Raw genomic sequence first — 22,125 nt, forward strand, 5'->3', positions numbered from 1 at the left:
ATCAACCGAAGGAGAATTCAGATGGCCATTGCTGTGTCACTTGCTACCACGGATAAACCAGAGTGGTTAGCCAGCCCCGTACTGACTACTAACACCGGTTTTCAGGTATTTGTGCAAGCGAATGATTTGCGGGCAGTGCAAGCTGCGGGCTTTGCTGTGCGAGCTCAAACGCAAGAACCGCTGCATTTGCAAGGCGAGTGGCCGCAGGAAGCTCAGTGGGCCTTTTATCAAGGCGCGGCGACTGCCAAGCTACCCAATGCGGTGCAGTTTACCGATGCTGAGAATAAAGAGTTGTTGGCCCGTGCTAAGGCAGTGACCTGGCTTAGGCAGGTGACCAATGGCACGCCGGAAGATATCTCACCGGTGGCCTTAGCCGATGCGGCGGTTACTTATTTAACCAGTTGCTCACCACATGTATCGGTGCGTAACCGTTGGCAGGGCGAAGCCCTAGTGCAAGCAGGTTGGCAAGGGGTTTGGCAGGTAGGCCGTGGCAGCACTCGCCCACCAGTGCTCATTGAAATTGATTACAACCCAACTGGGGATGATGATGCACCTGTCGCGACGGCTTTAGTGGGCAAAGGCATTACCTTTGATTCGGGTGGATATTCAATTAAACCATCGGAAGGCATGCTCAAAATGAAGTCTGACATGGGTGGTGCGGCAACCGTAACAGCTGCTTTGGGCGCTGCCATTGGTGCTGGGCTGCAAAAGCGTGTTCGGTTAATTCTATGTTGTGCCGAAAACCTTATTTCAGGCCATGCCTACAAGTTGGGTGACATCATTACTTATAAAAATGGTGTCACGGCTGAGATTGTGAACACCGATGCCGAAGGACGTTTGGTACTGGCCGATGGCTTGCTGCTGGCAAGCGAAGCTCAGCCTGGTTTGATTATCGACGCCGCTACGTTAACGGGTGCAGCGACCGTGGCCTTAGGACACGACTATTGTGCTGTGATGAGCCTAGATGAGTCTTTATGGCAGCAAGCGGTAAAGGTAGGGCGCAGTGCTCATGATGAGGTTTGGCCACTACCGCTGGCGGACTTCCATCTTGATTATACGCCATCAGCTTTTGCTGACACGGCCAATAGCCGCCCAGTTAAAGGCGGCGGTGGCGGCGGTGCCAGTGTTGCCGCCGGCTTTTTGTCTCGTTTTGTGGCACCGGATCAGGCGTGGTTACACTTCGATTTAGCTGGCGCTTATCAACCAACGAATGGGCTTTATAGTGAAGGTGCAACCGGTAAAGGCGTTCGCACCATCAGCGCTTTGATTTAATCACAAAAGAAGGCCAAGTTTGGCCTTGCTAGCGACTCGTGAGCTTTATTTCAATGCGACGGTTTTGCGCCAGTGCTTCGGCACTGGTGCCAGCCACTAACGGATGGTGCTCACCAAACCCGGTTGCCGCTAAGCGATTGGGGGCAACCCCCAATTGCTCTAGTTGGCGCACCACCGACACGGCGCGGGCGGTAGATAGCTCCCAGTTAGATGGGAATTCTTGGTTGTTAATAGGGATGACGTCAGTATGGCCGTCTACCCTTAGTACCCAGTCTATGTTGTTGGGTATATCAACCCGCTCTAGCAAGGTTGCCAATTCTTGTAGGGCAATCACCCCTTGTTCGCCAATGTCGGCCGAGCCGGTGGCAAAAAAGAGTTCTGCTGGTAGGACAAATCTGTCACCTTCAATACGAATATTTGGCTGCTCAGCTAAAGCTTGGCGCAGGGCGCCAAAAAATTCCGACCGATACTGCTGCAGTTCGTTGACCTTCTCTGCCAAGGCAATGTTTAAACGCTCGCCAAGGTCGGCAATCTCTGCCTTTTGGCTGCTAACGGTCTGCTGCTCAACCTCTAGGGCTTGGCTGATTACCTGTAGTTGCGACTCAAGATTATCAAGCTGGCGGGCCAACTGATCGATTTGCGCGCGAGCAGAAGCTGATAATGCTTGTTCATTAGCAAGTGCTTCCCGCCCTGCTGCTACCACAGCAACCAAGTCTTGCAGGCTGAGCTCGTCATTGTCTTGTTCTACCTGAGCAAGTAGTGTGCGCTGTTGACTGTCACTTAACTGAGCCACTAACTGCTTACTTTCGTCTCTAAGCTCTCCAATCAGCGCGTCAGTGGCTTCTTGTTGGGCGACTAACTGGCCAATTTCACTTTCGAGTTGAGCTCTAAGCTGGCGCAGAGCCAATATGTCCTGCTGTAGCACGCCAAGTTCGCGAAGCTGTACCTCGATGGTTTCACGATCTGCCGCCACTCTTTCTTCTAACGCCGCGATCTGATCTTCGAGTGTTAACTGGGTGCGAATGGCAGCATCGTATTGGCTTTGCAGCAGCGATAAGTCGCTGGCCAGTGTTTCATTGCGCTGATTGCTAAGGCGCAGTGCGTTGCTAATTTCTTCAATGCGTTGGTTGAGGTCGAATAATTGTGCGTCTTTGTCACTCAGGCTTTTGCTCAAAAACATCTGTGCCAAGGTGAAAATCAGCACCATAAAAATAACTAACAACAGCAGGGCCGACAGGGCATCAACATACCCCGGCCAAACATTCACCTGGCTTTGGCTGCGGCGGCGACTGGCTAACATAGCTTACTCCTTGTCAACTAGTTGCTGCTTTAACGCCTCGTTCTCTGCTATGAGCGCTTCGATTTGCTCATTTACCACTGGGTGGTGAGCATTTTGGGCCGGATCAATAAGATTAGTCAGGCCGGTTAACCACTCTTCTAGGCTGTCGTAAAAGCGGTTTTGCGCTTGCCCTGATTGGATATCTAAAAAACCCAATACCAGAGAGCCCCCCAAACCAAGCAGTGACGAGCTGAACGCAGTGCCCATGCCACTTAAAGGCTCTAATAAGCCAGCTTGCAGCTCGGTAAATACCTGCTCAAAGTTGCTGTTATTAATATCTAATTGAATGATGACTTTGCCAACCGCTTCAATGGTGCCAAGCAGACCCCAGAACGTACCTAGCAGACCTAAAAAGACCAGCAAACTGATGAAATAACGCGAGATTTCACGTGATTCATCCAAGCGAGCCCGAATGCCATCCAATATTGTTCTAAGCGCCATCGCCGACATGCTAAAGCGGTCACGCTTAGTGTCTTCGTCTAAGTGTTTGGCTAAAGATTTAAGCAATACAGGTTCAGTGAGTGACGTGCCTGAACGGCCAGTACGAAACAGTGCGATCCATTGTTGTTCGGGTTTTAGCGCCCAAACTTGCCGATAGCAGTAAAAAATGCCAACTAACAAGACTGAAGCGATCAAGGAGTTGAACACCCAATTTGCTAAAAATGCCGTTTTCAGAGCCGGGAAAATGGCGACTAATACTGCCAACACGATGGCTAAAAAAATACTCATCCACAACAGCGACTGCTTGGTACTTGTCATGATCACGTCTCGAGTTATTTAACATTGTTTTAGCCACGCTATCACATTTGATTGATAAAAAAATGACCAGAAGCTGAAGCAACCTCTTACACAGCCTTACAATTTTAATGGCAATGAATCCTGATTTTAGCCGATGCCATCTTAAGCACCTGCTAGTCTCAAGCTAGGTAAAGGAGTAATGAGATGAACAAAATACTACGTCGCATTCCCTTGCGTCAGGCATTGCAAATTTTGGTTGGCATTCCAACATTGTTGGCAGTGGTATTGCTCGTGTTGACGGTTAACCAATACAACCAAACAGTTGAAAAGGCGCGCGCTGCCCAGCAAGCGGTAGTACTCCTAGGTTATTTCGATAATGTTGCCCACAACTTTGCTGTTGAACGCGGTCTAACGGCTGGATTTATTGGTAGTGGCGGTGCGAACAACGAAGCGGCTATGCGTGATCAGAGGCGGGTTGCAGACCAGCAGGTGCAAGCGTTGGAGCAGTTGAACTTTTCTAATTACCCCGACTTGCCAACGGATCTACTAGAAACTCTGCGCAACCAGCTTTTTGCCCTCACCGATCAACGCCAACAACGCCGCCAGCTTATTGATAATCTCGATCCAGCAAGTAATGCATTCGGTTATTATTCCCGCATCAACAGCACGGCGCTTACCAGTGTTGAACTGATTGCCGACTACATCGACATCCCTAGTATTGCTGCCGCCACCAAAACTAAAATTCATTTGCTGTGGCTAAAAGAGCGCGCCGGCCAGGTACGCGGCAAGCTCAATGGGGTCATTGGTGTTGGTTATTTAACCTCGGCCAACTTTAATGAAGTATCGGGCTATATGACCGATGAAGCTGCGCGCATTGAGTTAGTGCGAGTATCAGGTTCTGATTCTCTTGTTGGCCAGTTGCGCCAGTTACAGTCACAAAGCCATTGGCAGGCGGTCGCCAACACCGCCAGTTCGCTAAATCAATTTATTGAACAAGACTACAGCGACCCAACGTCTGGCTGGTTTGCCGTAGCAACCAAACGCATTCAAGACATTAAAGCAATGTCTGACAGCCTAGCGGAGCAAGTCCAAAACGAAAGCATTTTGGTACTAGCAAATGCGCAGTCTGCACGCTTGCAGCTGCTAGTGGTTAGCATTCTGTTAGTTGGACTAGCGTTATTGCTGTCTATGGTGATAGGTCGCGGCTTATCAAAAGGCGTTAAGCAAATTGCCGAGGCCATGCGTGGCATGGCACTGAAAAAAGATTTTTCGGTACGTATTGATGACCAAGCGAGCCCAGAACTGCAAAGCATTGCCGACTCAATTAATCACCATTTGGATACTTTGGTTGATTTTTTAATGGAGCTGCGGGCATTTTCTTTGGTCACCGTTGGTGCATTAAAAGATTCCAATGCGTTTGGTCGAGAAATTCATCAAGCTGCCATTGGACAGCGAGATATCACTAATCGGCTCGCCTCCGCCATTGCTGAAATGGATCAGTCGGCAGGTAGCATTTCCGATTTGATGCAAGAAACTAAAGAAGAAATTATGCGCGAGCTAGAACAGGGCCACGAAAGTGAAAAGCGCATGGTGGAGGTGGCTAACTTAATGCGTCAACTGTCTGAAGATGTGGGCGCAACCAACCAGCGCATGACCAAACTTGCCGACGAAGTTGCTACTATTGATTCAATTCTCAACTCGATTAATGCCATTGCTGAGCAAACCAACCTTCTTGCTCTCAACGCTGCCATTGAAGCCGCCCGCGCAGGTGAGCAAGGCCGTGGCTTTGCTGTGGTGGCCGATGAAGTTAGATCTCTAGCTGGCAAAACAGCAGAATCGACACAAGAAATTAGCCAAATTATTAGTAAGCTTCAGGCTCGTTCGCACGAGGCGGTGCAAGCATCAGAGAATAGCCAGGTTTTAACCGAGCGTGCAGCTGGGCAGGTGGCGGATAATAAAAACCTAATTGTTGAATTGTTTGAAGGTATGAAAACGTCCACTAATCGTTTGGATGAAGCGGCTAGTGCTGCCAGTCAGCAAAAAGCAGCGGTAGCTGAAATCAATAGCGAGGTTCATCAACTCGCCAACGATGCTGACGATACGTCGCAAACCGCCTCGGGTGTGATTAATCGTTTAGAGGCGCTAGAGCATCAAGTGGACCGACTACCTGGTAAAGTGGCGGCATTTAATTTGGGCTCAGGTGCAGCGGCAAAAGTAGACGAAGTGATGGCCGCGATTGAAGCAGCTGCAAGAAAAGAATCTGCAGCGGACTGACTACATGATTAGCAAAACGGCGTGATGACAGCTCTATCAGGATTGGTTATGTTGTGGGGAGAGCGTTGAGAGAATGGACTTAGGGGTGTCATGCAGCAGTTTATAGAAGCTTATCTAGAGAAGTTGCAAGCCGAACATGACCTACAGGGCGTTATGCAGGTTGGGGCGCAGGGTGGTTACGTGTATTTATTTTGCATAGGTGAGCAAACTGTCGCACCAGAAACCCGTATTTTCCAAGGGAAAAAAATTCGCCAATCGGTCGCGTCATATCAATGGTATCAACAACAAATTGAAACTGACGACCTTGCTATCCGACGCTTTAGCCAAGCGGAAATCCTCTACGATCCAGAGGAGCTTGCCGCTCAGTTGGTGACGCTGGCTCAGGCTAAGCGAGCTGTGTATCAAGCAGACGTTCGTGATATTGAATTGATGTTGGCTTCGATTCAGTGGCGCAACGACGTTATTGCCGAGCTGTTTTTCAGCCGTCAAACCAGTGAGGCTTTAATGCTGTCTGGGTTATTGATAACTGACGTTGCTGAGGTGTTTCGCCGTTTTCATAACCAGTTACCACTGCAACCCGAGTACTTGTTGCAAGAGATAAAAGCCTTCGATGAAGCAATGGTGTTAATGATTGAAGGTTTTTGGCGTCAGCCAAGTGCTGCCCGTCTTGCCCGTATTGTGCGCTATGGCACCGATAGCGTCGCTAAATATAGTTAGCCTCATCCTCTAAGCCGCAACGCTGTAATAAAAAGTAATAGAACTGCAACCTACAGCGATGATCAACAGGTGACAAATCGATCACCTTGGTTGTGTTGTCGTTTAGTCTTACTTGCAAACGATAACTTCCAGGCCAATATGGCATAAACCATTGCAAAAAGAAGTTTGTGTTGTGGTATGGCATGGCTTCGACATGAATCACGTCTTGGTAGTAAACGGTATCTTGCTGCCAATTTGGACACGTAAAGTGATCTTCTGCTAGGTGAATAAAAGGCTTGCGGAACCAACTGTGTTGATAAGGAAGTAGTTTATAGAAAATAAATGCCAACACGCCCATTGGTAACAATATGAAAAGGTTTAGCGTATAGGCGATGAATAAGCTTACTAGCAGGGTGGTTGCAACGGCTATTACGTACAAGCGAATAAGATGTTTTATGAGTAATGCTTCTGGTCGAACGTAAAGGAGCGGTGCAGCTTGATTTGTCATGGTCAATCCCTGAAATAGACAACATTTCTAATGTATATCAATTAGCGTAAAACGTCCAATAACTAGCTCACAGTAGTACAAACGTGAATACAAGCAAAAAAAAGCGCAGCTCGAAGGCTGCGCAAGGGTAGTCAACAAAAGCTGCTGTTGAGTCTATGCCATTAACTTAAGCTGTTAGGTAATTGCGGAACTCGATAGTCGACACGGGGTCGTGCGCGACTCCGAGCGTACATCTCTGTAGCCTCGACACCTGCGTCCTGCAGGTGACGGTCTCGTATCGAACACCACAATCACCTAAGCAAAATGCTAAAGTTAATGGCATTGGTAAGTGAACTATCAACAAGTGAACAAGAAGTTACTCACCAATTCTTTACCGGCTTCGGTGGCAAATGATTCAGGGTGGAACTGGATTCCATGAATTGGATAATCACGGTGCACAACGCCCTGGATTTCAAAATCGCCGCCTGCCGTTACTTTGTTGTGGTCGTCAAAATCTGCAACGGCAAAATCCCCCGTCACAGCGGTCACTTTTAAGCAAGCGGGCAAGGTTTCAGGCTTAGCTACAAGCGAGTGGTAGCGCATAATGTCGAGTGGGTTAGGCACGTTTTTGAACACTGATTCGCCACTGTGAACAATTGGGCTAATTTTGCCATGCATAGGCACCTTGGCTTTTACAACGTCGCCACCAAATACATGGCAAATGCCCTGCATGCCTAAACACACCCCTAGCACGGGGATGGTTTTGCCTAGCTCGGCAATTACCTCGGCACAAACACCAAAATAGGCGGGGTCGTCTGGTGAGCCAGGCCCAGGTGAAATGATAATTCGATCTGGCTGTGCCGCTTTAATGTCCGCAAGGGTGACTTCGTTGTTGCGTTTTACCAAGACTTCAAAGCTTTCGACCTTGCCTTGATTGCGCGCGGTTTCGAGCGTTTCACCTATGTACTGATATAGGTTGTAGGTAAAAGAGTCGTAGTTATCGATGATATAAACTTTCACTGTGATGACTCCTTGATAAATCTTGCCAACACTTTTTGCGTGCCAGCAAACTTGCGGCGAATCTCTTCGTATTCGTCGGCTGGGTTTGAGTCGTAAACGTTGCCACCACAGGTTTGCACATAACCATCTTCACCATTGGCAAAAACGGTACGAATTGGAATGGCAAAGGTGCAATCGCCATTAAATGAAAAGTGACCTAGGGCGCCACCATAAGGGCCTCGGCCATCGTTTTCTTGCCCGTTAATAATCTTCATCGCTTCAATCTTTGGTGCACCGGTTAATGTGCCGGCTGGAAAATTCGATGCTAATGCCGAGAACATATCGTGTTTTTCGTCGATGATGCCGACGATTTCTGAGGAAATGTGCTGAACGTGCGAGAAACGTTTGATGTCCATCAGACTGCGAACTTTCACCGTGCCAAAGCGCGCTACCCGGCCAATGTCGTTGCGGTGTAAATCAACTAGCATGTTGTGCTCAGCGATCTCCTTGGGATCGTTTAGCAGTTTGCGCGCTAGCTGCATATCTTCTTCGGCGTTAGCACCACGTTTGGTCGTACCGGCTAATGGATAGGTTTCCATCTCGCCTTGGCGCAAACGGAATAGCAGTTCAGGGCTAGCACCAATGACCTTTTGTTCACCAAACTTCATGTAGTACATCTGTGGTGATGGGTTCACTTCGCGCAGTGCTTCATACAGGTTGATGGTATCGCCCTGCACTTTTAGTTTGCGCTTAAAGCCTACTTCACATTGGAAGATCTTGCCGTCAATGATGTTTTGTTTCACCTTGGCAACGGCTTCGGCATGCTCTTCACGCGTCATGGTATCGCCAAGGTCTTCAATGGCTAGCTCACCATTACCAGCGTACTCTTGCGCTAAAAGCTGTTCCACAATTTCTATGCGATTATCGTCGTAGTAGAAATAAAACAACTCTCCGGTCATCTTGTCGAACACTAGGCCGTCTTTGAACAAACCAAAACGGAAGGCGTCGAACATCTCAGATGATTGGATATCCAGCGATGGCTCAAAATAGTTCATCGCATCATAGCCTAGGTAGCCGGTTAGACCACCACAGTACATGCGGGAGATAACATCCTGCGGCATGATCTCGCGCAGCAGGTAATAAGGGTTGACTGAGTCATAGCTTTCAACGTTGCCATCGCGATGGGCAATGTTGAGCTGCTTGCCATTGGCATACAGCTGATATTCTGGATCAAAGCCAATGATCGAGTGGCGAGCGATATGACTGTCTTCACCTAAGGATTCTAAAATAAAGCAGTTATCGAACTGCTTCTCGATCTTTTTAAACAGCAAAAACACATCAATGTCGGCGGCAAGCGACACATAATGCGGTTTACGTGGCAGGCTAAACTTAGCAGGCTTCGTCATCTTACGGCTTCTCTTGATTCAAGGCGCGGGCACCACGAGATACTGTGGCGATGCCAACACCTAGCGTTTGGGCGATTTGACGTTGTGGTACACCAGCTTCGAGCATTTTAAAAATCTGCAAACGCTTAACCACTTCACTGAACTCGGCGTCCGTCAGTAGTTTATGTAAAGCACTGGTCATTGCTTCTGGCGTTTGTTGTGCCAAAAGGTGCTCTATTAACTCTGCTTGATAGCGCTGCATATCTATATTTGATGTACTCATGTACTAGTACGATATAGATGCAAATAGAATTTGCAAGTGATTTGTTTCAGTGTACTAGTACATTGTTGGTAGCGTGCGATGTCTCACAATTTTCGACTATTATTACTGAAGACTATTGCGAGGTACTCGTGCGTAGACTTCTTCTATATTTTGCCATTTTTTTAACGTTGCCTTGTTCAGCAGATCGGTTGACGCTGTCTAACAGCGAAAGTGCAGACCGGTTTAACCCTGAGGCAGCAGCGCGTGCCCAAGATATTTTCTCGTTGGCTGACATTGAGCTAGCCATTGAGGTACTGCCAAATCATCGAGCACTGATCGCAGCAGATCAAGGTTCAGTAGATGGTGTGCTCAGTCGAGTAAGCTATAGTGAGTCTTATACCAGCAATCTAGTTCGGGTCCCCACTGCTATAGAGGTCTTAAACTACTATGCGTTTGTTGAGCAAGGACAGGCTTGTCCACAGGCAAACGATGTGTTCTATCTGGATGCGGTTATTGTAAGAGGCCTACCGTATTTTGATTATTTAGCTCAACGAAGTGAGGCGAATCTTTTCGTTGCCAGCGATCTGAGCTCTGGTATTCAAATGCTTGAAGCCGGCAGAGGTCAGTTTTCAATCGCGCCCATTGAAGTGCGAGGGATATTGAGTCAGGCGCTAGGGCTTCAGTTCTGCGAATCAGAGCCAATTTATCAGCTCGAAAGCTATATTTATTTGCACAAGAAAAATGAACACCTTGTTCCCCGCATCAACGATGCGATTCAGCGATATTTTGAGCAAGCAGATGCGGGGGAGCAAAGCTAATTTATTGTGAAACAACTCTGCCGTTTAATGGCTGCACTGGTCGATTATTATGACCGCCCATAGCGGCTAGCAACTGTTTAACTTGCGCTTCTGATACCGTTAGCGTGTCTTTCATCACCATCCAGTTGACGCCCTCAGAGCACGGAGGTGTGGTTAATGAGCCGTCGAACGCGTAGTAGTCTCGGCTTTCTGGCAATAGGGCGTCGGCCATTGCACCGATAACTAGTGTTGCTTTGCCATCTTCCTCGGGCATTTGTGCCCAAGCTTTGGCAATGGCAGGGTTGGCGTCACCAAAATCAAAGAACACACCAATTACCGCGAGCTCTCCTTCGGCGCTTGCGTGCACTAAGTGCGCTTCCATCGGGAATAGTCGGCCTGCTAGAGTATTTTCGCTTGGTGAGTGGAAGTGGAATTGCTTGAGTTCAAATGTGGTGCCAGCTACTTCAATAGCGTTACCCGGTGCAAAGTTTACTTGCACGGTGTGGCCATTATTGATGACCTGTTCGCCCGCGACTTGGTAGTCGAACTGAATTGCAGGCAAATTGCCATCAACAAAGTCAGCTAAATTAACCGGTGACTGTTTGGCACCATTGCATGCTTCAAATTGTTCACCCCAGTGTTCGGGACTGTGATCGCCGTGATAACCCCACTCTGCGGCTTGCGCAGTTAATGTAGTAAGAAGTGTAGCGGTGCCGAGTGTTGCGCTTAATAGTAGCTTTTTCATTTACTTTTACCTGTTGGTGAATGATTAACAGGCAGGCAAGCTACTCTCTTTGTTTCATTGAACGTAAGTTGAAGAAGTTTCTGGAAGCGTTACGATTTGTTGGGCTGCGGTTGGGGCTACGTAGTGGTAACCCCAGCGAAGCACTTGGTAGTTCGGTTTATTCCGTAACCACCTGTGCATTCAGGGTTTCGGCAGCTTGCGCAACACTGCCTAGGTTGAATACTTTTTGGTAGCCCAACTCCTGTAGAATATCGACTGCGTAACCTGCCCGGTTGCCACTGCGACAGTACACGTAAATCGTTTGTTGTGGATCGGCGGTATATTCAATTATCTGATTGGCAACCTGTGTATGAGGTATGAGCACCGCATTTTCAAGATGGCCAGTGTCCCATTCGGCTTGGGTGCGCACATCAATAATTAGAGGCTGGCCTTGGCCAATTGCTTGGTCTGCATGAGCGCTAAGCGCTGTGAGTGCGAAGAGCACGGTCATTAATAGCTTTTTCATCTTGTTTCCCTAGCCGTAGTTGATCGTTGGCGCTTCATGAACATCAAGCTCACTTTTCAAGTGAATGTCATTGGCGGCATCGTACGTATATTTTAATAGAAATTTCATTGTTGCACTGTTGCAACCTGTCTGTGCTGGCAAAGTTTTGTAGCTTTGTAAGAATGTAGTTCGACAACGGTTCATAATTAGGTGGCTGCCATGCAAGAGTTCGAAAGCATTATTCGGCTAAGTGTTTTTTTTGGCTTGTTGCTAGTGCTTATGGCAGCGGAAGCGTTATGGCCCCGTAAACAGCGCCGCCTTGCTCGCGGACAACGCTGGCTGAACAACTTGTTGTTAACCTTTGGCAACACGCTAGTGCTTCGCTTGTTAGTTCCCGTTACTGGGGTGGCGGCAGCGGCCTTTGCTGCCAGCAATGGCATCGGTGTTTTTAATTGGCTTGCTGTGCCGGCATGGCTGGCGGTTGTGGCTTCGGTGTTGTTGCTCGATATGCTGATTTACTGGCAGCATGTTGCCTTTCACAAGGTGCCTGTACTGTGGCGTCTACACAGAGTGCACCACTCAGATACAGACATCGACGTGACAACAGGCTCGCGTTTTCACACCATAGAAATAATTTTGTCCATGCTGATCAAGCTCGTGGCCATTATGGTATTGGGTGTACCTGTGGTAGCGGTGATTCTGTTTGAAGTAATTTTGAATGGTATGGCGATGTTTAACCACGCCAACTTAAGGTTGCCTCATAGCGTGGATAGACTGTTACGACAGGTGCTCGTCACCCCAGATTTCCATCGGGTGCACCACTCGGTGCACCGCGATGAATGTAATTCAAATTATGGTTTTAACTTGTCGCTGTGGGATCGGCTGTTTAACAGCTATGTAGCGCAGCCAAGAGATGGCCACGACGATATGCAAATTGGCCAAAAGCAGTTTCGCGACCAGCGCAGCATTGGGCTGCACTGGCTACTCATTCAGCCTTGGCTTAAATAAAACAACTAGCGTAGGCGTATGGTTTGTGCTTCATAAGCTTGGCGGCAGTCGGTTGCATCACGACGCGCATTGCTGTCATCCAATGAACCGGCCATGCCTTCACCTACAAACCTTGGGTCGTCGCAAACGCCATCATTGGCCCACAAGCTTGAGTCGTTACCAAAATCGACGCCTGATGCTGGCGTTTGATTCGTTGCGCCTTTGCCGCGCGTTGCTTTAAGGCTGATACGGCCAGCTTCCATTAGCTCGCGGCAATCGAAGGCGTCTTTTTTCAAATCGTTGTCTGATAAGAAGCTAGCCATGCCTGGGCCTTCAAACCTAGGATCGTCGCACTCACCATCAAAGGCATAACTACTTTCGTTGCTGCCAAAGTCGATAGAGCTATCAACTGGGTTGCCGCCGTCTAGATAAACACGGCCCTCTTTATACAAAGCAACACAGTCATTGGCATCAGCTTTTAAGTAGCTATTACCGGCTAAACCAAGGTTCGAACTACCTGGGCCATCAAACCTAGGGTCATCACACTCGCCATCATCGGCATGGGCACCGCTGTTATTACCAAAATCAATATTGTCGAAAACAATGTTATCAAACTGATTGCTTTGATCGGTTAACCGGATAGTGCCCATTTTATAAGCGGCAATACAGTCAGCTGCGTCGGCTAAGCGGTGGCTGTCTGAGCTCAATGAGCTAGCGCCACTGCCGCTAAATCTTGGATCATCGCATTCGTCATCAAAGGCAAAGGCGCTTTGGTTATTGCCAAAGTCGATGCCATCGTAAACCCCTTCGGTTTGCGATTCCGACTTCAGATAAATTTCACCATTGCGGTAAGCACGCTCGCAATCGGTGCGGTCTTTGGCAACATGTTCGCGGTTGGCAAGTGATGATGCACCTGGACCAGCGAATCGATTATCGTCACATTCACCATCTTCTGCATAGGTTCCCGAGTCGTCACCAAAGTTGATGCTACCGTCTGGCAGGTAGAGCTCTGGTTCAACGAACACACTGATTAAACCCGACAAATACAACACGCGGCAGTCGGTCGCATCGGTTTTTTCGCTGCTGCTGTCGTAAACTAGGTCACCACTGAAACGGCGGTCGTCACACTCCCCATCCAAGGCTGCACCGCCGCTGTCATCACCAAAATCTATATTGCGATCAATATTTTTTAAGTTGCTTGCCACTGTTGGATTGATAAATGCTTCACCATTACGATAGGCGCGCATGCAGTCGGTTTTATCGCCACCTATATCGTCATAATCACCAGCGGCAGTTGTGCCAGGGCCTGCAAACCTTGGGTCATCACAGTCATCATCGTTCGGGTAATTGCCTGTGTCGTCACCGAAATTGATGCTGCCGTCGGCTAAATACAATGGCACAACTTTTGGCTGCTCACGTAGGCGGATATTGCCTAACGCATATTGTTCACGGCAATCATTGGCATCAGTGCCTGCGGTCCCCGCGCTCGAAGCGCCGCTACCAACAAACCTTGGATCGTCACACTCGCCATCATTGGTGTAACTGCCACTATTATCACCAAAGTCAATTCCGTCTGTGCCGGCAAGCGTGATGAGCCCTTGCTGATAAAGGTCACGGCAATCGTTGGCATCATGGAATCGATCAATAAGTTGTGGGTCGTTACTGGCCTTTCTGCCCTCAAATCTTGGATCATCGCAGATGCCATTGTTGGCATTTGGGCTGGTGTTATCACCATAAACTAGGTTGTCAGCATAACTGACAGACACGCAAAACAAGCATGTACTTAGCAACCAAAATAATTGTTTCATTGTTTATGTGTCCTTTGTTACTTAACTTGTTTGCCTATCTGGCAGCTCACATCCAATGCCGTTAACTTAAGCGGCTGAGGTGATAGCGGCATTCGATCTTAGACACGCCGCTAGTACATCCCTGTAGGCTCGACACCCGCTCCCTGCGGGTGACGGTCTTATATCGAACACCGCTACCACCTTTAGATTTGCTTAAGCTAATGGCATTTGGCTCACTGCGAGCCATTTTTTGAGTGAATGACATTGAGTGTAATAAGGTTTTCAGCGTTACCCAAATGATAACTAACGGTTTGTTCAGTTTCGTTGGCAGTGGTTTTGCTGATTTAGCTCTGCCGGTTTAGCAATAATGCCTGTTATGATGAGCGACTATTTTGAATTCGAATAAATTCTGGAGGATCTATGTTAGGTTCTGCGGGCTGCCCGTCAGCCAAACGTGTTTTACTGCTGGGTGGTGGTGAACTCGGTAAAGAGGTAGTCATTGAGCTGCAACGTTTAGGTGTAGAAACCATCGTTGCCGACCGTTATGACAACACCCCTGCCATGCAGGTTGCTCACCGTAGTGAAAGCATAGATATGCTCGACAAAGATGCGCTGCGCGGCTTAATCGACCGTGTGCAGCCACATTTAATCGTGCCTGAAATTGAAGCCATTGCAACCGACGTGCTCGTGGAGTATGAGCAACGTGGCGTGCAGATTGTGCCAACTGCCAAAGCAACCCAGCTAACAATGAACCGCGAGGGCATTCGCCGGTTAGCCGCTGAAACGCTGTCGGTTGCCACATCGCCTTATGTGTTTGCCGATAACGAAGAAGATTTTAGTGCCGCCATCGAACAGGTCGGTATGCCTTGTGTGGTAAAACCTATTATGAGTTCTTCTGGTAAAGGTCAGAGTGTTGTCAACGCGCCTGAGGATATCGCCACGGCTTGGGCATATGCGCAAGAAGGTGGTCGCGCTGGCAAAGGCCGTGTGATTGTAGAAGGTTTTGTTGAGTTTGATTACGAAATTACCTTATTAACGGTAAGCGCCGTCGATGGCATTCATTTCTGCGAGCCAATCGGCCATCGTCAAGAAAACGGTGATTATCAAGAAAGTTGGCAGCCACAGCCTATGAGCCAGGCTGCTTGGCAGCAAGCGAAAGCGGTCGCCGAGAAAGTGGTTAGCGAGCTGGGGGGCTATGGCCTGTTTGGTGTAGAGCTATTTATCAAAGGTGACGAGGTGATCTTCTCTGAGGTATCGCCACGCCCGCATGATACCGGGTTAGTGACCTTGGTTTCACAAAATTTGAGTGAGTTTGCCTTGCACGCCCGCGCTATTTTAGGCCTGCCAATTACTGAAATTGAGCAGCGTGGCCCATCAGCATCAGCGGTGGTTTGCCCCGAAGGCAACAGCAAAGACCCAAAATTTATTGGTGTAGACGATGCGTTGCGCGAGCCGCGTGTTGAGGTGCGTTTGTTTGCCAAGCCAGAAATTCAGGGTAAGCGTCGCATGGGGGTTGCGCTGGCACGGGAAAAAACCTTAGAACAAGCGATCAAAACAGCTAAAGCTGCAGCGAATAAAATCAAACTTGTCTAACTAGTCGTTAAAAAGAATCGTTCTTATTTATATGGAATTTAAGAACGATTCTTGTTATCTTTCCCCGCAGTTCAATGCTTGGGGAAAATTATGGCTGATATCCTACTGGTTTATGGCACCGACACCGGCAACACTGAAGACGTCGCCGACCGTCTGCAGGCTCGCTTTGCTGAGCTTGGCGTAGTGGTTGAGTGTGTCAATGTGACGGATGTGGATGCGGAAACGCTGCTGGCACACCAAACCTGTATTTTTGGTATTCCTACTTGGGACTTCGGTGGCATTCAAGCCGACTGGGAAGGGTTTGAGCCTGTTTTGCAAGAAATTGACTGGCAGCACCACCATGTTGCCCTGTATGGGTTGGGTGATCAGTTCGGTTATGGTGATTATTTTATCGACGCCGTCGGCTGGTTACATGAAATTCTGCAGCCACGTGGTGCCAACATTGTTGGTTATTGGCCAACCGAAGGTTATGAGTTTGATGGCAGTCGAGCTCTATCGGCCGATAAAAAGCACTTCTATGGCTTAGCAATTGATGAAGACCAGCAGTTTGAACTAACCGACCAGCGCTTAGATGAGTGGGTTGAGCAGTTAAAGCACGAACTGCCTTTGCTCGCCGCCGCAACCGCATAATCGGCGAACTCACCGACTAGGCGAACAAAGCTGCGCTTCATCGTTTTGTTCACATCATAGTCATAGATGCCGCGTACAATGGCAAGCCTGATTGAAGGAGAGAGCAATCAGGAAACGCTTTTCTAGTATTCTAGAATTCGGCCCGGCCAATTTGGCCGGGTTTTTTTATTGCCCAGCACAACCCGCCGTGCAAGCAAGGGTAGGTTTTACAAACCGAAGGTTTGGCAAACGATAATTGCTACCCAAGGGTTTTGGTCATCATCCAAGGGTTGGCGAAATCATCTGCTTCACCCTCACGCAAATCGTAACCTTGGTGTTGATAAAACCGCACTGCTGCCATGTTTTGCTTATTCACGCCAAGGTGAATGCCGGTAACGTTATGGCTAATGAGCTGATGCTCTAGCTCTTTGATTAATCGGGCGCCAACGCCTAGCCCGCGACAGTCGCTGGTCATATTAATATGAAGGTGGGCTGGGTAGTCGTCTAGTAGCTCTGTTACCGCCGGGTCGAGCTTGCCACCGTTTAAAAATTGATTGGCAAACGGGTGGCTGCCATCAATCAGAGTTTGCATCTCTGGTAGAATATTGCGCTCAAAGTTAAGCACTTGTTGTTTCGTGTCTGGCGTGCCCACAATGTAGCCAATCACTTGCTCGCCAATCACGGCGACAAAGCAAAATTGCGGATCATCACGCAAATAGGGCAGCGCCCAACGCAGGGCAAACGCATATTTACCTTCTTCTGCTATGTCGACTGATCGTGTTTCATAACAAATGTCGACAATTGCGGCTTCATCGCTGGGTTGCACTGGCCGAATTAGAACGTCGTTTGGATCTGGCATATAAAGCTCTCCTTCCTCGGTGATAATCATAGCTCAAAGAGAGAGCGCATTCTTGGGTTAGATTAAAAGTGAGTGCTTATTTGCACGTAGCTAGTACCAATCTTGGCGTGGCAATAAGCATTAAATTCTTCGTAGGTCATGGTTACCTATCCTGCATTCCCTTTCCCGCCATTACCTTATCTCGAACTTTGGCAATTCGGTTGCTACGGGTTGCGGCTTGTTTAGCTTGGTTAAAGTGCAGCAAATAACCTCGTTGTCGGCCGGGTGTTAGGGCTAAAAAGGCGTCTTGGTAATCTGGGTCAAGTTCGAAGGTTTTAACCAGTTCATCACAATAATCAGGCAAGTCATTTGGATCGTAAATCACCTGCTTCCCTTGTTTGGCATTGCTGATGGCTTGTTGAATAAAGTCTTCGACTGCAGCTTGGCGCTGCTCAAACTCGGCAATACTGTTGAACTTAACAACGCGGCCGTGGCGAACATTCTCACCTGGCTTTTCCAGCAAACCTTCAGGGTCGTCGAGAAAACTACCCTCCAAAAAACTGATTGCGCTGTAGTCTTTAAATACCGCAATCATGATTAGGTTTTTACCTTTAAAACCGTAGCAGGGCGCACCCCATTTAGCGGCTTCATCGAGCTCGGTTTGCTGCAAGAGTTGGCGCAATCGTAAAACGATTTCTAACCAATTATGTACCTTACACTCAGGCGTGCCGGCTTTGTCGCAGCGGCCACAACCTGATTCAATAAACTCATCAACTGTTGCTGCTTTTTGGCGCATGGCTACTTACTCGAATTTTGCTGCAGTAAGCTTAATACACCTGTTTGACAAAAGGAGTTTTAGCTTTTGCAAGTAAAAATTAAGTCGGCATATTGTTGACCTGCAATTTGGTAGTTATCAGCGACTCGCTCTGTTTGATAAAAACCGCACTTTTCTAACACTCGCACAGATGCCTCATTGCCTTCTGTAACTGTGGCGGTTAAACCTGTGATTGCTTCATGACTGAACAGCCACTTCCTTAGCGCAAATAGTGATTCTGAAGCATAACCGTACCCACTGGCACTGGGGTCAATTAAAAAGCCGACTTCAACCGTGAACTCGCCCGCTAGTTTCCTTGCTTGCCCACCCGTTACACCAATGATTGCATCAGTCTCTGTATTAATGATGGCGAGCATCAGCCAGTGATCTGCTTCAGGACTCCACGCAGGTAAGCTACTTTCAAAGCGTTGGCGAATATCTTCGCGGGTTTGAATGTCGCCAACAAAACGCATTACTGCTGGGTTGGTGGTTAAGGCTAAATAAAACGGCCAATCATCTTCAATAATTGGCCGCATGGTTGTTCTTGTAGTTTGAAGCATCTGTTTCCCTCAATTTAAGTTTGAGGGTAACAAGACTATTTATTGTTTAGAACTGAAGTTTTTAGCGGCTCTATTAGGCTTTCCAAATTAGGCATTGGTGGCAGCGGCACGCCATAGCCATGGTTTAGTTCAGTTAGTTTGTTGGTAATCAGGCTTTTAACTGGTGGGCAATATTGGCTAACCCGCAGCGCGGCATGGCGTAGTGGTTTGACCAATGGGTTTTCATTGTTAAACAAGGTGACCAAGGCATTGGTGCCATGGAAGGTTGGTAGCGTGGTTTTCATATGGGCTAGCTGATAAGGCATTAGGGTTCGCTGGCTACCCAATGGCCGGCCTTTTTGTTGCGCGCTTATAAGTTGTTTGGCGAGTAAATCGGCGCTGGCTAAGCCAAGGTTATAACCATGTGCCGTTACTGGGTGCATGCCAACGGCGGCATCGCCGATCAGTGCGGCTTGTTGGGCAACAAAGCGTTTGGCGTGAGTGGCCATCAGTGGGTAACGATGGCGGCTGCTGATCAGGCGCATATCACCTAGTTGATACTGCAACTGCGCTGACACTAGCTGAGCAAAGGCTTCTTCGCTCATATTCATTAGCTCATCGGCTTTTTCGGTAGGCAGAGTAAATACCGCAGAGCATTGTTTGCCGTTTAACGGCAAAATCGCCAGCGTATTGCCATAAAAGAAACACTCGCGGGCAATACCATCGTGATTTTGCTCATGCTGTAGGCGCGCGACAATCACCGTGCGGCCAAAATCGAGCATGTCGGTAGCAATGCCTACCTTCTGGCGCGTTTTTGAGTAGCGGCTGTCAGCGATAGCCAGCAAGTCGGTGCCAATGGTGTTGCCTGAGGCTAATTCAACAATTCGGGCTGGGCCATTGCTATGAGTATTGGTAACCGAGTCTTCGAGTAGCCATTCAATATTATCGAGCTGCTGAGCTCGCTGATAAAGCGCCCGGCGAATGGCGTAGTTGCTGATCAATACGCCAAGCTTGTCCTCACTTTTGGCTGACTGATTGGCATGAAAGTCGAGAATAAAGGGCGAGTTGCCGTTCTGCACCGCCGCCCCATTTAGTGGTGCAATGGCTTCCGGTTCAATCAGCTCCCAGATACCTAACTTTTGCAGCAAGTGCATCGACAAATGAGTCAAGGCAATCTCACGGCCATCATCTTTGGCATTCACTAACGCCTCAGCACTATTCGGATCAACGATGGCAACCTTGATGCCACTGTTGGCTAGCGCACATGCCAAACTTAAACCTGCAGGGCCAGAACCAGCGATAACTAAAGGATGATGACTCATTTTACCTAACCCCGATATTTATTTAATTGATCAACAAATCAAGCGCGGGCGCAGACCACCCCAAATGCCCAGCATAACGCCAAGCGGGCGAAAAACATTGATTAAATGCAATTGGTAGGCTTGGTTGCCGTAGGTTTTTGCCAAAACTCTGTAAACCAGCAGCGAAGAATGTTTGCAATAAAAGTTAAGCATGGCTGTCATATTTGACCGATAGGGTAGTGCGCCATAACTAGAAGGAGCACTCTATGTCTACATTTGCCAAACTACCCTTGTTAGCCGTTTCTGTTGCGGCGCTGTCTGCCTGCCAAACAATGGCACCAAAAACTTCAGATACGTTTTCTGCCAACCTAGTTGGCCGCGCCGTATTAGGCGGTGAAGGGGCGGCTGAGATTGTGCAATATCATGCTGCTAGCCAACGTGTATTTGCAATTAATAACTCAGGAGATGCAACGGTTGTAAATGCCATTTCTATTGCTGATCTAGCTGGTGAAGCCATGGCAAAAAATGCTGAAGGCGTGGTAACTGGCACTAACCTCAGCAGTGGACAAGTGATTGATATGCTCGCCGATGCACAAAATGTGGGTGGCATTAACTCAATCGCTATCAATGGCGATTTGATGGCCGTTGCTGCTGAGGCAGAAGAACATGCTGATGATGGTCAAATTCTGTTTTATGACCTAAGCGGTGAGCAGGTTACTTTTATCGCTTCTGTGCCTGCTGGCAACCTGCCAGATATGGTGACCTTTACACCAGATGGCAGCAAGGTAATTGCTGCCAACGAAGGTGAACCAAGTGATGACTACACCTATGACCCAGAAGGGTCTCTCACGGTTGTAGAAATTGATAACGGCCAACCTGGCAAGGTCACACAGCTGAACTTCCGCGCTTTTAATGATCAAAAAGCGGCACTGTCAGCCCAAGGCATGAGTTTCCCAAGCCCTGCAGCCGGAAGCAAAATTAATGGCGCTACCATCAATACAACGGTTGCCCAAGACCTTGAGCCTGAGTACATCACTGCGACCAATGAGCAAGCCTTTGTGGCGCTGCAGGAAAACAACGGCTTTGCCATTCTGGATTTGGATGACTACAGCCTGCAAGTGAAAGGCCTAGGTGAAAAGTCGTGGTCTGGCCTAAATATTGATACCCAAGAAGAAGGCAAAGCAGAGTTTTACAACTGGGACAACCTATATGGCTTATACCAGCCAGATACCATTGCTCAGTTTGAAATTAACGGTGAAACCTTCATCGCTACTGCCAACGAGGGTGATGCGCGCGAATATTTCTTTGATGTTGCCAATGAAACCTTCTGTGAGCTATCAGGTGGCATGGACTACGACGAAGATGATGGTTGTTTAGCGTTTATCGATGAGTTCAAAGTAAAAGACTTACCGCTAGATGCCAGTATTGCTGCCTATGGCGACGATGACCGCATTCGCGACCTGCGCGTTACTAGTGCCAAAGGCGATGTAGATGGCGATGGTGACTACGATAAACTATATGCTTATGGCGCCCGTTCGTTCTCAATCTTTAATGCCAATGCTGAGTTGGTATATGACTCGGGCGACGAATTTAGCGTACGCACCAAAGCCACACACGGCGATTTGTTTAACAACAATGACGACGAAAACGAAGGTGATAGCCGCTCAGAGAACAAAGCGCACGAGCCGGAAGCCCTAGCAATTGGCAAAATTGGCAAGCAAACCATCGCCTTTATTGGTTTAGAACGCATGGGTGGAATCTTTGCTTATGATGTATCTGAACCTGCCAATGCTCAGTACCTAGGTTATATGTTTAACCGCGGTTTAGAGAATGGTGCTGACTTATCAGGTGATTTAGCACCAGAGGGCATGGTCTTCATTGATGCCAAACAAAGCCCAACGGGTGAGCCGCTATTAGTAGTAGGCAACGAAATCTCAGGCTCTGTTTCAATCTGGCAGATTCAATAAGCAGTTGGTTGCCGTTACAAAAAAGGGTGCCCTAGCGGCGGAATGCTGTTCACTTAGACAAGCATTTGTTGGCTTGGATTGTTTGCTTTAAGGCCGTCACCCGCAGGGAGCGGGTGTCGAGGCTACATGGACGTACTTGCGCCGTGCCGAAAAAGCAAATGATTCAAACCAACATTGATTAAGTGAACAGCATGCGCCTTAGCGCGCCCTTT

Annotated in this window: 21 protein-coding genes; 8 read left to right on the forward strand and 13 right to left on the reverse strand. The window is 48.3% G+C overall.

The window, feature by feature from the left end; all coding sequences use genetic code 11:
* Positions 1-21: 21 nt before the first annotated feature.
* On the forward strand, positions 22-1,272 hold the full coding sequence (pepB, locus tag DUW71_RS10570; RefSeq protein ID WP_119395232.1) for an aminopeptidase PepB: 1,251 nt from the start codon (positions 22-24) through the stop codon (positions 1,270-1,272).
* Positions 1,273-1,300: 28 nt separating this feature from the next.
* Here the strand turns inward: pepB and DUW71_RS10575 are convergent, their stop codons facing one another.
* Together DUW71_RS10575 and DUW71_RS10580 are read right to left on the reverse strand one after the other, a co-directional pair.
* Positions 1,301-2,572 (reverse strand): peptidoglycan-binding protein, encoded by a 1,272-nt coding sequence (locus tag DUW71_RS10575; protein WP_119395233.1) that lies wholly within the window; start codon positions 2,570-2,572, stop codon positions 1,301-1,303.
* A gap of 3 nt (positions 2,573-2,575) precedes the next feature.
* Positions 2,576-3,370, reverse strand: coding sequence for a hypothetical protein (locus DUW71_RS10580; protein WP_233546100.1), 795 nt, complete (start codon positions 3,368-3,370; stop codon positions 2,576-2,578).
* A 183-nt stretch (positions 3,371-3,553) separates the two neighbouring features.
* Here DUW71_RS10580 and DUW71_RS10585 point away from each other — a divergent pair, with 183 nt between their 5' ends.
* Positions 3,554-5,623 carry a methyl-accepting chemotaxis protein gene (locus tag DUW71_RS10585; RefSeq protein WP_119395234.1) on the forward strand — a complete coding sequence of 690 codons (2,070 nt, stop codon included), beginning with the start codon at positions 3,554-3,556 and terminating at the stop codon, positions 5,621-5,623.
* A gap of 90 nt (positions 5,624-5,713) precedes the next feature.
* Entirely contained in the window at positions 5,714-6,340 is a 627-nt protein-coding gene (locus DUW71_RS10590; protein ID WP_119395235.1) for a hypothetical protein, read from the forward strand.
* Here the strand turns inward: DUW71_RS10590 and DUW71_RS10595 are convergent.
* The 4 genes from DUW71_RS10595 to DUW71_RS10610 form a co-directional block, all read right to left on the reverse strand.
* Entirely contained in the window at positions 6,327-6,827 is a 501-nt protein-coding gene (locus tag DUW71_RS10595) for a hypothetical protein (RefSeq protein WP_119395236.1), read from the reverse strand. The two genes, DUW71_RS10590 and DUW71_RS10595, sit on opposite strands and share 14 nt — an antisense overlap.
* 336 nt (positions 6,828-7,163) lie before the next feature.
* A complete protein-coding gene (locus DUW71_RS10600) occupies positions 7,164-7,826 on the reverse strand; it encodes an anthranilate synthase component II (RefSeq protein ID WP_119395237.1) in 663 nt (220 codons plus the stop codon).
* Complete coding sequence (locus DUW71_RS10605) at positions 7,823-9,211, reverse strand: anthranilate synthase component I family protein (RefSeq protein ID WP_119395238.1); 1,389 nt, start codon at positions 9,209-9,211, stop codon at positions 7,823-7,825. Before DUW71_RS10605 ends, DUW71_RS10600 begins: the two co-directional genes overlap by 4 nt.
* Position 9,212: 1 nt before the next feature.
* Entirely contained in the window at positions 9,213-9,473 is a 261-nt protein-coding gene (locus DUW71_RS10610) for a Trp family transcriptional regulator (RefSeq protein WP_119395239.1), read from the reverse strand.
* Positions 9,474-9,601: 128 nt separating this feature from the next.
* On the opposite strand from DUW71_RS10610, the gene DUW71_RS10615 reads away from it, so the two are divergent.
* The gene (locus DUW71_RS10615) at positions 9,602-10,270 is read left to right on the forward strand and encodes a hypothetical protein (RefSeq protein ID WP_158583986.1); all 669 of its coding nucleotides are present in this window, start codon (positions 9,602-9,604) and stop codon (positions 10,268-10,270) included.
* A 1-nt stretch (position 10,271) separates the two neighbouring features.
* Here DUW71_RS10615 and DUW71_RS10620 read toward each other — a convergent pair whose 3' ends face one another.
* Positions 10,272-10,994, reverse strand: a complete 723-nt coding sequence (locus tag DUW71_RS10620) for a carbonic anhydrase (RefSeq protein WP_119395241.1) — start codon at positions 10,992-10,994, stop codon at positions 10,272-10,274.
* A gap of 157 nt (positions 10,995-11,151) precedes the next feature.
* A complete protein-coding gene (locus DUW71_RS10625) occupies positions 11,152-11,499 on the reverse strand; it encodes a rhodanese-like domain-containing protein (RefSeq protein ID WP_119395242.1) in 348 nt (115 codons plus the stop codon).
* Positions 11,500-11,697: 198 nt separating this feature from the next.
* Between DUW71_RS10625 and DUW71_RS10630 the strand changes: the two genes are divergently transcribed.
* Positions 11,698-12,486: a sterol desaturase family protein gene (locus DUW71_RS10630; protein WP_119395243.1), complete on the forward strand. Its 789-nt coding sequence runs from the start codon at positions 11,698-11,700 to the stop codon at positions 12,484-12,486.
* Positions 12,487-12,491: 5 nt separating this feature from the next.
* Here the strand turns inward: DUW71_RS10630 and DUW71_RS10635 are convergent, their stop codons facing one another.
* On the reverse strand, positions 12,492-14,273 hold the full coding sequence (locus DUW71_RS10635; RefSeq protein WP_119395244.1) for a hypothetical protein: 1,782 nt from the start codon (positions 14,271-14,273) through the stop codon (positions 12,492-12,494).
* Positions 14,274-14,672: 399 nt separating this feature from the next.
* On the opposite strand from DUW71_RS10635, the gene purT reads away from it, so the two are divergent.
* Both purT and DUW71_RS10645 read left to right on the forward strand, forming a co-directional pair.
* On the forward strand, positions 14,673-15,845 hold the full coding sequence (gene purT, locus DUW71_RS10640) for a formate-dependent phosphoribosylglycinamide formyltransferase (RefSeq protein WP_119395245.1): 1,173 nt from the start codon (positions 14,673-14,675) through the stop codon (positions 15,843-15,845).
* Between the two features lie 90 nt (positions 15,846-15,935).
* On the forward strand, positions 15,936-16,475 hold the full coding sequence (locus DUW71_RS10645) for a flavodoxin (protein ID WP_119395246.1): 540 nt from the start codon (positions 15,936-15,938) through the stop codon (positions 16,473-16,475).
* Positions 16,476-16,713: 238 nt separating this feature from the next.
* Here DUW71_RS10645 and DUW71_RS10650 read toward each other — a convergent pair whose 3' ends face one another.
* The 4 genes from DUW71_RS10650 to ubiM form a co-directional block, all read right to left on the reverse strand.
* Positions 16,714-17,313 carry a GNAT family N-acetyltransferase gene (locus DUW71_RS10650; protein ID WP_158583988.1) on the reverse strand — a complete coding sequence of 200 codons (600 nt, stop codon included), beginning with the start codon at positions 17,311-17,313 and terminating at the stop codon, positions 16,714-16,716.
* A 142-nt stretch (positions 17,314-17,455) separates the two neighbouring features.
* Positions 17,456-18,088: a YdeI/OmpD-associated family protein gene (locus tag DUW71_RS10655; protein ID WP_119395248.1), complete on the reverse strand. Its 633-nt coding sequence runs from the start codon at positions 18,086-18,088 to the stop codon at positions 17,456-17,458.
* Positions 18,089-18,147: 59 nt separating this feature from the next.
* On the reverse strand, positions 18,148-18,666 hold the full coding sequence (locus tag DUW71_RS10660) for a GNAT family N-acetyltransferase (protein ID WP_119395249.1): 519 nt from the start codon (positions 18,664-18,666) through the stop codon (positions 18,148-18,150).
* Positions 18,667-18,701: 35 nt separating this feature from the next.
* Positions 18,702-19,967, reverse strand: a complete 1,266-nt coding sequence (gene ubiM / locus DUW71_RS10665; protein WP_119395250.1) for a 5-demethoxyubiquinol-8 5-hydroxylase UbiM — start codon at positions 19,965-19,967, stop codon at positions 18,702-18,704.
* A 245-nt stretch (positions 19,968-20,212) separates the two neighbouring features.
* Here ubiM and DUW71_RS10670 point away from each other — a divergent pair, with 245 nt between their 5' ends.
* Entirely contained in the window at positions 20,213-21,913 is a 1,701-nt protein-coding gene (locus DUW71_RS10670; RefSeq protein WP_119395251.1) for a choice-of-anchor I family protein, read from the forward strand.
* Positions 21,914-22,125 lie beyond the last annotated feature (212 nt).

Source organism: Salinibius halmophilus (genome assembly GCF_003577475.1).
In the GTDB taxonomy this organism is placed as follows: Bacteria; Pseudomonadota; Gammaproteobacteria; order Pseudomonadales; family Natronospirillaceae; genus Salinibius; species Salinibius halmophilus.